Here is an 11,897-nt window from a genome sequence, read left to right as displayed (position 1 = left end):
CTGGGCGAGATGACCTGTCAGTGCCATCTCCTACACTCCGCTTTCGATCAAGCATGTCGAACGGAGAGGGGACACGGATGGGCGGCGACGAATGGGCCCGCACGGGCCCGTATCAGCGTGATCTGTCGGCCGCGTTCCGGCAGGCCCAGGAAGACGAGCTGGCGCGGGACAGCCGCGGCTTCGAGGGACGGTCCGTTGAACAACTCTGGCGCGACCCGGACTGGCAGGAGTACATCTTCACCGGTGGCACGGGAACCGTGCTGGACTTCCCTCTGATGATCGAAGCGGAGGACACGGACGACGGTCCGTTCATGCGGCCGCTCACCGATGGCGAGGTGTGCGCGTGGGCTCCTCACGGCCGGCCCACCTACGAGGAGTGGGACGCGGCTCTCGACTCCGGGCGGTTGGAGTTCCCGGGCCGCAGCCAAGGGAATTGCACAGTGCTCTACCGCGACGGCAGGCCCGTGCACATCGGGTACTGGGGCGTCACCACCGACTAGCAGGGGATCAGTAGCGCCTGGCGATGCGGCCCCCGCACCTGTTCCGGGGGTACGTCGATTTGGGGGCCTCACCTGGTGTGATGCCCCAAGATCCCGTCCACGCCTCGTCCACAGACCCCGACATACGGCCGCTTCGGGCGGCATCTGGCTGCACATACGCGAAGACCCCGGCCTCAGCGTTTCCGCTGGTGACGGGGTCTTTGGGCACCTCATAAGGGGTGCCCCCGGCAGGATTCGAACCTGCGCACACGGCTCCGGAGGCCGTTGCTCTATCCCCTGAGCTACGGGGGCGTGTCCGCCGTGGTGTGCGGCGACGGGTAGAACCCTACCAGCTCTTTCGGGGGTGGCCGGCATGGGTTTATGTGGGGGAAGGGCGGTGTGTTGGGGAGGAGGGGGGAGGGGCTTCGGAGGAGGTCGGGGCGGTTCGGGGGTGTCGGCCGGGTGCGGCCGGGCCCGGCCGTCGGAGTCCTGGGTGAGCGGCCGGCGCCAGGGGGCGTCGGCTTCCCGACCCGTCCGGGGTGGAAGTGGGGAAAACCCGGACGCGACGGCGGGGGCGGACCTACTCTCGAGTGGTGTCAGGCGCGTCGGGTCGGGTGCTTGTTGTGGACGACAACAAGGTCATCCGGCAGCTGATCAGGGTCAATCTCGAGCTGGAGGGCATCGAGGTCGTGACCGCGGCCGACGGTGCCGAGTGCCTGGACGTGGTGCATCACGTCCAGCCCGATGTCGTGACGCTCGACGTGGTCATGCCCCGGCTCGACGGATTGCGGACCGCCGCTCGCCTCCGTGCGGATCCGCGGACGCGGCACCTTCCCCTCGCCATCGTCAGCGCCTGCACCCAGTACGAGGTCGAGAGCGGTCTCGACGTGGGCGTCGACGCGTTTCTCGCCAAGCCCTTCGAGCCTGCCGAACTCGTACGACTCGTACGGCAGTTGATGGAGCGGCGAGGGAGCCGGAGCGACGGAGGCGGTGGTGACGACGACCCCGGGTCGCCCTTCCAAGGCGCCTTCGAGCAGGGTTCCTTCGGGCGGACCTCCTTCGAGCAGGGCGCCTTCGAGCAGGGTTCCTTCGGGCGGACCTCCTTCGAGCAGGGCGCCTTCGAGGGTGCGGGCGAGAGTGGGGGCTTCGGCTCCGGAGGGTTCGGTACGGAGCGTCTTCGCACCCATGGGTTCGGCTCCGACGACTTCGGAGCCGGCGAAGCCGAGCGCGCAGGCCGCTCCGGTCACTGACCGGACCGACAGCCGCCCGCTCAGCGCCGGAACCGTCGCCAGGACCACTGCCGGAACCGCCGCCAGGACCACTGCCAGAACCATCGCCAGAGCCCCTGCAACGATCACGATCACGATCACGACCACGGGCATTCCCTGATCACCCACAGTCATGTTCGGTCGGGCGCGGTCCGGATCGCTGAGGCGCCAGTGATCAGCCGGTCGGCCCCGGCCAGGGGTCGGCCCGCTCGCCCGCCCGCCGGTCCCGGTTCGGCCGTTCAGGGCATCCCGCTCACCCCGCTCCCCGTTCCCCGCCCCTCCTCGATTCCTGGCCCGCCCGCCCGCCCACCCGCCCAGCGCCGGCGCCCGTCGGTCTCACGCCCCCACCCCGTCCACATCCCGGACCCCCGGCCGAACCGACTCGCATACCCACCCCCCTCCTCCCCTACGCTGGTCACGTGACCCCCCTCGAGCTCTCCCGTACCGTGCTGAGCGCGGTGCGCCGTGCCGTGGACGCGGGGGAGCTGAGCGTGGCCGTACCGGTGCGGGCGCAGGTGGCGCCGCCGGGGCCCGGCGGCTGCGGGGACTACGCCACGAACATCGCGCTGCAGCTGGCCCGGCCCGCCGGGCGCTCCGCGGCGCAGGTCGCCGAGATCCTGCGGCCCCATCTCGCCGGCGCCGACGGTGTCGCCGACGTCACGATCACCGGGCCCGGCTTCCTCAATATTCGACTCGGTGGCGGGGAGCCGGCCGTCGCCTCCCTCGTACGGGAGATCGAGCGCGGTTCGTACGGCCATGGCGACGCCCTCGCCGGGCAGGTCCTCCCGCTCCGGATCCCGTACGACATCCGGGCCGAGGTCGTCGCCGACACCCTCGTACGGATCATCGCCACGCAGGGTGGGCAGGCCCTCGTCCAGCACGACGGGCCGCGGCCGCCCATGGACCCCGCGCCCATGGACCCCGCGCCCATGGACCTCGCGCTCATGGACCCCCCGTCCACAGGCCCCCGCCCCGCCGACCCCTCACCCGCCGACCCCCCGCCCACAGGCCCCTCGCACACCGGCCTCCCCGCCACCCCCACCCCCGTCACACCCACCCCCACCACCCCCCTCCGCCCCGTCCCCGCCCCCGAAGATCCCACCCCCCTCGGCGCCGACGCCGCTCGCTGGGCGCTGCTGCGGCCCGCCGGGCACGACCGGCCCCGGATCGGTGACGCGCACCTTCTTCAGCGGGAGAGCAACCCGCTCTTCCGCGTCCGGTACGCGCACGCCCGCACCCGGGCTCTCACCCGCAACGCCGCCGCCCTCGGCTTCACCGGCACCCCTGGTGACGTCCCGGAGGCCGACGACCTGCTCGGCGCCCTCGCCGAGTACCCCCGTGTCCTGCGCGTCGCCGCGACCCATCGCGCTCCCGACCGCCTCGCCCGGCACCTCGTCACCACCGCCGACGCCCTGCTCGCCCTCCAGCACCTGGTGCTGCCGCTCGGCGACGAGAAACCCTCGGCCGCCCACCGCGCCCGGCTCGCGCTCGCCGAAGCCACCGGGACGGTGCTGGCCGGCGGCCTGTCCCTGCTCGGCATCAGCGCCCCTGACTATCTGTGAGAGAAGAATGAGCCGTTCCGCACACCCCGCCGGGCCCCGTCACGCCGATGTCCTGCCCGAGGGCCACTACAGCGCCCCGCCCGCCGACCTCAACGCCCTCGACCCCAAGGTCTGGGCCCACACCGTCACCCGCGGCGACGACGGGGTCGTGAGCGTCGGCGGTGTCGAAGTCACCACGCTCGCCGAGGAGTTCGGCACCCCCGCCTACTTCCTCGACGAGTCGGACTTCCGTTCGCGCGCCCGCGCCTGGCGCACCGCCTTCGGACACGACGCCGACGTCTTCTACGCGGGCAAGGCCTTCCTCTCGCGCGCCGTCGTGCGGTGGCTGTACGAGGAGGGGCTGAACCTCGACGTCTGTTCGGGCGGTGAACTGGTCACCGCGCTCTCCGCGGGCATGCCCGCCGACCGCATCGCCTTCCACGGCAACAACAAGTCCGCCGAGGAGATCACCGCCGCCGTCCGCGCCGGCGTCGGACGGATCGTGCTCGACTCCTTCCAGGAGATCGTGCGGGTCGCGCACATCGCCCAGTCCCTCGGCACGCGGCAGCGCGTGCAGATCCGGGTGACGGTCGGCGTGGAGGCGCACACCCACGAGTTCATCGCCACCGCCCACGAGGACCAGAAGTTCGGGATCGCCCTCGCGGACGGGCAGGCCGCGGAGGCCGTCCGCCGCGCGCTCTCCCTCGACGGCCTCGACCTGGTCGGCATCCACTCGCACATCGGCTCGCAGATCTTCGACATGGCCGGGTTCGAGGTCGCCGCCCGGCGCGTCGTGGCGCTGCTCGCCGCCGTCCGGGACGAGCACGGCGTCGAACTGCCCGAGATCGACCTCGGCGGCGGTCTCGGCATCGCGTACACCAGTGACGACGACCCCCGCGAGCCGCACGAGATCGCCAAGGCCCTCAGCGAGATCGTCACCCGGGAGTGCGAGGCCGCGAAGCTGCGCACGCCCCGGATCTCGGTGGAGCCCGGCCGCGCCATCGTCGGGCCGACCGCGTTCACGCTCTACGAGGTCGGCACGATCAAGCCGCTCGAAGGACTGCGGACGTACGTCTCCGTGGACGGCGGCATGTCCGACAACATCCGCACCGCGCTGTACGACGCCGAGTACAGCGTCGCCCTGGTCTCCCGGACCTCCGACGCCGAACCCATGCTCGTACGGGTGGTCGGCAAGCACTGCGAGAGCGGCGACATCGTGGTGAAGGACGCGTTCCTCCCCTCCGACCTGGCCCCCGGCGACCTGATCGCCGTTCCGGCCACCGGCGCCTACTGCCGGTCCATGGCCAGCAACTACAACCACGCCCTGCGGCCGCCGGTCGTCGCGGTCCACGACGGCGAGGCCCGGGTCATCGTCCGCCGCGAGACGGAGGAGGACCTGCTCCGGCTCGACGTGGGATGACCGGCGGACATCGGTCGGCGGCGGTCACCGGCGGCGGACGAGGGGCGGCCGCCGGCAACGACGAGGGCTGGCGGGCGCCCGGTGCCCGCCGGGGGCCCGTGCGCCGGATTCCGTACGGGTGACGGCGGAAGGAAGTCGGTGGCGGCGGGCGGCGACTGCGGGAACAGTGGTCGTCCGGAGAACCGTCCGAAGGTCTCGGGAAAGCCGCCCGGAGTCGGTCCTCGGGCCGGCGCGGAACCGCGTTCCCGGTGTCACCGGCGGTGCTCCGGCGGGCGGCGGAAGATCTTCGGTCCGTCGGCCCGGCGAGAATGAAATAGACATCTCACGATCCGGACGAGGGACAGAAAGCCCCGTCCGGTGAGTGAGACTGGACCCACCGTCGACGGTATGAGGAAACGAGGTCGGATGATGCGTACGCGTCCGCTGAAGGTGGCGCTGCTGGGCTGTGGGGTTGTCGGCTCAGAGGTGGCGCGCATCATGACGACGCACGCCGACGACCTCGCCGCGCGCATCGGCGCCCCGGTCGAGCTGTCCGGCGTCGCGGTGCGCCGGCCCTCCAAGGTCCGCGAGGGCATCGACCCCGCCCTGGTCACGACCGACGCCACCGCCCTCGTCAAACGCGGGGACATCGACGTCGTCGTAGAGGTCATCGGGGGGATCGAGCCCGCCCGCTCACTCATCACGACCGCCTTCGAGCACGGCGCCTCCGTCGTGTCCGCCAACAAGGCGCTGCTGGCCCAGGACGGTGCCGCGCTGCACGCCGCCGCCGAGGAGCACGGCAGGGACCTCTACTACGAGGCCGCCGTCGCCGGCGCCATCCCGCTGATCCGCCCGCTGCGCGAGTCCCTCGCCGGCGACAAGATCAACCGCGTGATGGGGATCGTCAACGGGACCACGAACTTCATCCTCGACAAGATGGACTCCACGGGAGCGGGTTACCAGGAGGCTCTCGACGAGGCCACCGCGCTCGGGTACGCGGAGGCCGACCCGACCGCCGACGTCGAGGGCTTCGACGCCGCCGCCAAGGCCGCCATCCTCGCCGGGATCGCCTTCCACACACGGGTCCGCCTCGACGACGTCTACCGCGAGGGCATGAACGAGGTCACCTCCGCGGACTTCGCCTCGGCGAAGGCGATGGGCTGCACCATCAAACTGCTCGCCATCTGCGAGCGGGCCGCGGACGGCGGCTCGGTGACCGCGCGCGTGCACCCGGCGATGATCCCGCTGAGCCACCCGCTCGCCTCCGTGCGCGGCGCGTACAACGCCGTGTTCGTCGAGTCGGACGCGGCCGGGCAGCTCATGTTCTACGGACCGGGGGCGGGCGGCGCCCCGACCGCCTCCGCGGTCCTCGGCGACCTCGTCGCCGTCTGCCGCAACAAGCTCGGCGGCGCGACCGGCCCCGGCGACTCCGCGTACACCCAGCTGCCCGTGAGCTCCATGGGCGAGGTCGTCACGCGCTACCACATCAGCCTCGACGTGGCCGACAAACCGGGTGTTCTCGCCCAGGTGGCCACGGTCTTCGCCGAGCACGGCGTCTCTATCGACACCGTCCGCCAGCAGGGCCGGCAGGACGGAGGCGGCGAGGCCTCCCTCGTCGTGGTCACCCACCGTGCGTCCGACGCGTCCCTGAACGGGACCGTCGAGGCGCTGCGCAGCCTCGACACCGTGCGGGGTGTCGCCAGCATCATGCGGGTTGAAGGAGAGTAACCAGCAATGACCCACCAGTGGCGCGGAATCATCGAGGAGTACCGGGACCGGCTTCCGGTGTCCGGGGACACGCCGGTCGTGACGCTCCGTGAGGGCGGTACGCCGCTCGTGCCCGCGCAGGTGCTCTCCGAGCGCACGGGCTGCGAGGTCCACCTCAAGGTGGAGGGCGCGAACCCGACCGGTTCCTTCAAGGACCGCGGTATGACGATGGCCATCACCCGGGCGAAGGAGGAGGGCGCCAAGGCGGTCATCTGCGCCTCCACCGGCAACACCTCCGCCTCCGCCGCGGCCTACGCGGTGCGGGCCGGGATGGTCTGCGCGGTCCTCGTGCCGCAGGGGAAGATCGCGCTGGGCAAGATGGGGCAGGCCCTCGTCCACGGCGCGAAGATCCTCCAGGTCGACGGGAACTTCGACGACTGCCTCACGCTGGCGCGCTCCCTGTCCGACAACTATCCGGTGGCGCTGGTCAATTCGGTCAACCCGGTGCGCATCGAGGGGCAGAAGACCGCGGCCTTCGAGATCGTGGACATGCTCGGCGACGCGCCCGACATCCATGTCCTGCCGGTGGGCAACGCGGGCAACATCACCGCGTACTGGAAGGGCTACACCGAGTACGCCACCGACGGCGTCGCCGCGCGGACCCCGCGCATGTGGGGCTTCCAGGCCTCCGGTTCCGCGCCCATCGTGCGCGGCGAGGTGGTCAAGGACCCCTCGACCATCGCGACCGCGATCCGTATCGGCAACCCGGCCTCGTGGCAGTTCGCGCTGGCCGCGCGGGACGAGTCGGGCGGCCTCATCGACGAGGTGACGGACCGTGAGATCCTGCGCGCGTACCGGCTGTTGGCCGCGCAGGAGGGCGTCTTCGTCGAGCCGGCGTCCGCCGCGTCGGTCGCCGGTCTGCTGAAGGCCGCCGAGCAGGGCAAGGTCGACCCCGGCCAGCGGATCGTCTGCACGGTGACCGGGAACGGGCTCAAGGACCCCGACTGGGCCGTCGCCGGCGCGCCGCAGCCCGTCACCGTCCCGGTGGACGCGGTCACGGCGGCGGAGCGGCTCGGCCTGGCGTAGGACCGCCGGGCGCGGACCCCGGCGGCCGACGGGCCCCCGGGGGCGCGTCGGCCCCCGGGGTCGCCTTCGAGGCGGGGAGAGCGTCGGAAAGCGGCGAAAAGCGTCCCCCGTCCGGGCCGGCCCCCGGGTGATCCGGCCGGGGGTGCACGGGGGGCTTACGACACGCATCGTGCGCCTCCTGTGCGCCCTATGTCGCCACAGAACCTTCCTTCGATAGGCTGTACCGAACCCGCCCGCCGCATATGCCGCGGTGCCGCGTCGTCCTCGCGGCCTCAGGGTCCTCCGCAGGCCTCGCAACCGTCGCAGTTCCTCGCAGCAGCCACCGCAGCAGTTCACCGCAGTTCATCGAGAATCTCGCACATCACGCAGCTCAAGGAGAGTCATCGAGCGATGGCCGGTCCAGCGTTCCGCGCCGCCGCCGTCCGGGTGCGCGTCCCCGCCACCAGCGCCAACCTCGGGCCAGGCTTCGACGCCTTCGGTCTGTCACTGGGGCTGTACGACGACGTGGTCGTCCGGGTGGCCGACTCCGGGCTGCACATCGACATCGCGGGTGAGGGCAGCGAGACGCTGCCGCGCGACGAGAACCATCTCCTCGTACGCTCCCTGCGCACCGCCTTCGACCTGCTCGGCGGGCAGCCGCGCGGCCTCGAGATCGTCTGCGCCAACCGCATTCCGCACGGCCGGGGACTCGGGTCCTCCTCGGCCGCCATCTGCGCCGGAATCGTCGCCGCGCGCGCCGTGACCATAGGCGGCGACAGCAGGCTCGACGACTCCGCGCTGCTGGAACTCGCCACCGAGATCGAAGGGCACCCCGACAATGTCGCGGCCTGTCTTCTCGGTGGATTCACGCTCTCCTGGATGGAGGCCGGAGCCGCGCGGGCGATCCGGATGGAACCCGCCGATTCCATCGTTCCGGTGGTTTTCGTACCGGGAAAGCCGGTGCTCACCGAGACCGCGCGCGGTCTGCTGCCGCGCACCGTCCCGCACGTCGACGCCGCCACCAACGCCGGCCGCGCGGCACTGCTCGTCGAGGCCCTCACCAGGCGCCCCGAGCTGCTGCTGCCCGCGACCGAGGACCGTCTGCATCAGGAGTACCGGGCCCCGGCGATGCCGGAGAGCGCCGCACTGGTGGAGCGGCTGCGGGCCGACGGCATTCCCGCGGTGATCTCCGGCGCGGGCCCCACGGTCCTCGCGCTCGCCGACGCGGAATCGGCCGACAAAGTCGCCGACCTCGCAGGTCAGGGCTGGGCCGCCAATCGACTGGACCTCGACGCCACGGGGGCGAGCGTGCTGCCGCTCGCGTCGTCGGGCGTCCATTGAAAGCGCACGGTTGCCGGATTTCGAGAGGGGGAATGTTTGTTGGATCCGGTAGTGTTAACCTCAAGTCTGCACCCGACCCCACCATGGCGAGGTGCATCGTGTCCCCGTCCGGGACAACCTTTCTTCCGGGAGCCTCCCAAACTGCTTTGTGCCATGCATTGGGTGCTATGCGCTGAGCAGTGCTGAGCACGCTCCGGAACCGGCGTGACCGTGCCGATGACACCGCAATTCAGTGCCGCGGCTCCGGAATCGTCATCACCAGATATGTCTTCCGCCGCTTTGGCGGACCACCGCCCCGGCGCGGTCCACACCACAAGGACCAAAGCCGGACAGCACAACCGGTCGCCGAGCCAGACAGGCCGACGTCCGCTCCAGGGAAGGACCCTTCGTGAGCGACACCACCGATCTGATGGGCGCGCGTGTCGAGGAGACCGCTGCCGCGCCCGCCACGGACGCCTCTGCCGCGCCTGCCTCGGGTGCCGGCTCCCGGCGGCGCCGCGGTACCGGCCTCGACGGCATGGTGCTGGCCGAGCTTCAGCAGGTCGCGTCCGGCCTCGGGATCAGGGGCACGGCGCGGATGCGCAAGAGCCAGCTGATCGAGGTCATCAAGGAGGCGCAGGCGGGCGGTGCCCCGGCCCAGGCCGCCGACACCGCCACCGAGGCCAAGCCGAAGCGCCGGGCCACGTCCAAGGCCCGCACCGGCGACGAGGCCGCTCCGGCCGAGAAGAAGGCCGAGAAGGCCGCCGAGAAGGCCGTGGCGCAGCAGCAGATCGAGATCCCCGGCCAGCCCGCCGGCGGCCCCTCCCGCACGAGCGAGGCCGAGCGGGAGGACGCCCCCGCGGAGCGCCGCCGCCGTCGCGCCGTCGCCGAGGCGGGCAGCCCCGAGACGGTCGCCGTCGAGGCGAAGAGCGAGCCGAGGACCGAGACGGCCGGCGAGGCCAAGGGCGACGCCGGTGAGGGCGCCGACGGCCGTCAGGGCCGCCGGGACCGCCGGGACCGCGGCGAGCGCGGTGACCGCGGTGACCGCGGTGACCGCGAGCGTGGCGGGCGCGAGCGCGACCGCCGCGGCGGCAAGGGCGACGAGCAGCAGCAGGGCCAGGCCGGCGGCGGACAGCAGCGCCCCGAGCGCCAGGACCGTCAGGACCGGCAGGACCGTCAGCAGCAGGGCGGCGGCCGTCAGGACCGCCAACAGCGCGACAACGGCCCGCAGGACGACGACGACTTCGACGGCGGGCGCCGCGGTCGACGTGGCCGGTACCGCGACCGCCGTGGCCGCCGGGGCCGCGACGAGTTCGCGACCAACGAGCCGCAGCTCGCGGACGACGACGTCCTGATCCCCGTCGCGGGCATCCTGGACATCCTCGACAACTACGCGTTCATCCGCACCTCGGGCTACCTGCCGGGTCCGAACGACGTGTACGTGTCGCTGGCCCAGGTCCGCAAGAACGGCCTGCGCAAGGGTGACCACGTCACCGGCGCGGTGCGTCAGCCCAAGGACGGCGAGCGCCGCGAGAAGTTCAACGCGCTCGTCCGCCTGGACTCCACCAACGGCATGGCGCCCGACTCGGGCCGCGGCCGGCCGGAGTTCAACAAGCTGACGCCGCTGTACCCGCAGGACCGGCTCCGCCTGGAGACCGACCCGGGGGTGCTGACGACCCGGATCATCGACCTCGTCGCGCCGATCGGCAAGGGCCAGCGCGGTCTGATCGTGGCCCCGCCGAAGACCGGCAAGACCATGATCATGCAGGCGATCGCCAACGCGATCACGCACAACAACCCCGAGTGCCACCTGATGGTCGTCCTGGTCGACGAGCGTCCGGAAGAGGTCACCGACATGCAGCGGTCGGTGAAGGGCGAGGTCATCTCCTCGACCTTCGACCGTCCGGCCGAGGACCACACCACGGTCGCCGAGCTCGCCATCGAGCGCGCCAAGCGTCTCGTGGAGCTGGGTCACGACGTCGTCGTGCTGCTCGACTCGATCACGCGTCTGGGCCGTGCGTACAACCTCGCCGCCCCCGCCTCCGGCCGCATCCTGTCCGGTGGTGTCGACTCGACCGCGCTGTACCCGCCGAAGCGGTTCTTCGGCGCGGCGCGCAACATCGAGGACGGCGGTTCGCTGACGATCCTGGCCACCGCGCTCGTCGACACCGGCTCGCGCATGGACGAGGTCATCTTCGAGGAGTTCAAGGGCACCGGCAACGCCGAGCTCAAGCTCGACCGGAAGCTCGCCGACAAGCGCATCTTCCCGGCGGTGGACGTCGACGCGTCCGGTACCCGTAAGGAAGAGATCCTGCTCGGCAGCGACGAGCTCGCGATCACCTGGAAGCTGCGTCGCGTGCTGCACGCGCTCGACCAGCAGCAGGCGATCGAGCTGCTGCTCGACAAGATGAAGCAGACGAAGTCGAACGCGGAGTTCCTTCTGCAGATCCAGAAGACGACGCCGTCGCCGGGCAACGGCAACGACTGAGCCCCGCACGAACGGTTCACGCACGACTGAGGGCCGCCCCCGATCCGGGGGCGGCCCTTCGTGCCGTCCGGCTCCGGATCGGTCACCGGCGTCCGGCCCGGCGGTTCGCGAACGGATGCGTGCGATCGCGCGCGTACGGCCAACACGGCCCGCGAGGCGGCGACTTGAGCGGTCGGCAGGGTGTCCTGGGCGGCGCGCACACCCTCATGGGCACGGGAGCTCCCGGAGCACGCTCGGACGTGGGCGAGGCGCAACGCGTACGGGGGAGCGCCGGAGCACGTGACACGAGAGCGAGGGCGGACGGGCGGCGAGCGACCGGATGCGCGGGGACACCGGCGCGGGCACCGGGTGCGTGCGTGCGTACGCACTGGGCGTACACATAGGGCGGGCGTACGGCTTCCGGCCCCGTGAGGCCGCCCGGCGGAGCACCGCCCTCCTTCCCGGGGCACGGGCGGGGCACGGGCGGGGCACGGGCTTCGTACCCGGTGTAGCGGCCAAGGCCCGCGGCGAGACCTTCGCCACAAGGATCACGGTCCGTGCCGGTTTCGAGCGGTGCCGCGTCCTCGGCCGAAAGAGCAGGTGAGCGCGGTTCCGCCGGGCCCGCGCCGGGCGTCCCGGGCGGGCGTCGTG

General features: G+C 71.9%; 7 protein-coding genes, 1 tRNA gene and 1 pseudogene. 8 read left to right on the top strand and 1 reads right to left on the bottom strand.

The window, feature by feature from the left end:
* Positions 1-53: 53 nt before the first annotated feature.
* Entirely contained in the window at positions 54-500 is a 447-nt protein-coding gene (locus OG776_RS15715) for a hypothetical protein (RefSeq protein ID WP_329326425.1), read from the top strand.
* 219 nt (positions 501-719) lie between these two features.
* Here OG776_RS15715 and OG776_RS15710 read toward each other — a convergent pair.
* Positions 720-791: transfer RNA gene (locus tag OG776_RS15710), tRNA-Arg, on the bottom strand.
* Between the two features lie 233 nt (positions 792-1,024).
* Here OG776_RS15710 and OG776_RS15705 point away from each other — a divergent pair.
* From OG776_RS15705 to rho, 7 genes and pseudogenes are all read left to right on the top strand, one after another.
* A pseudogene (locus tag OG776_RS15705) lies at positions 1,025-1,468 on the top strand (response regulator); the annotation flags it as partial.
* A 698-nt stretch (positions 1,469-2,166) separates the two neighbouring features.
* Positions 2,167-3,309: an ArgS-related anticodon-binding protein NrtL gene (nrtL, locus tag OG776_RS15700; RefSeq protein WP_329321212.1), complete on the top strand. Its 1,143-nt coding sequence runs from the start codon at positions 2,167-2,169 to the stop codon at positions 3,307-3,309.
* 7 nt (positions 3,310-3,316) lie between these two features.
* On the top strand, positions 3,317-4,708 hold the full coding sequence (lysA, locus tag OG776_RS15695) for a diaminopimelate decarboxylase (protein ID WP_148010468.1): 1,392 nt from the start codon (positions 3,317-3,319) through the stop codon (positions 4,706-4,708).
* Between the two features lie 408 nt (positions 4,709-5,116).
* Positions 5,117-6,415, top strand: coding sequence for a homoserine dehydrogenase (locus OG776_RS15690; RefSeq protein WP_148011057.1), 1,299 nt, complete (start codon positions 5,117-5,119; stop codon positions 6,413-6,415).
* Between the two features lie 6 nt (positions 6,416-6,421).
* The gene (gene thrC, locus OG776_RS15685; protein ID WP_329321209.1) at positions 6,422-7,480 is read left to right on the top strand and encodes a threonine synthase; all 1,059 of its coding nucleotides are present in this window, start codon (positions 6,422-6,424) and stop codon (positions 7,478-7,480) included.
* A 390-nt stretch (positions 7,481-7,870) separates the two neighbouring features.
* On the top strand, positions 7,871-8,800 hold the full coding sequence (gene thrB / locus OG776_RS15680) for a homoserine kinase (protein WP_329321207.1): 930 nt from the start codon (positions 7,871-7,873) through the stop codon (positions 8,798-8,800).
* Between the two features lie 388 nt (positions 8,801-9,188).
* Positions 9,189-11,267: a transcription termination factor Rho gene (gene rho / locus OG776_RS15675; RefSeq protein ID WP_329321205.1), complete on the top strand. Its 2,079-nt coding sequence runs from the start codon at positions 9,189-9,191 to the stop codon at positions 11,265-11,267.
* Positions 11,268-11,897: the final 630 nt, after the last annotated feature.

This window comes from Streptomyces sp. NBC_01689, assembly GCF_036250675.1.
Taxonomy (GTDB): domain Bacteria; phylum Actinomycetota; class Actinomycetes; order Streptomycetales; family Streptomycetaceae; genus Streptomyces.
This window is presented reverse-complemented; position numbering and strand designations above follow the sequence as displayed.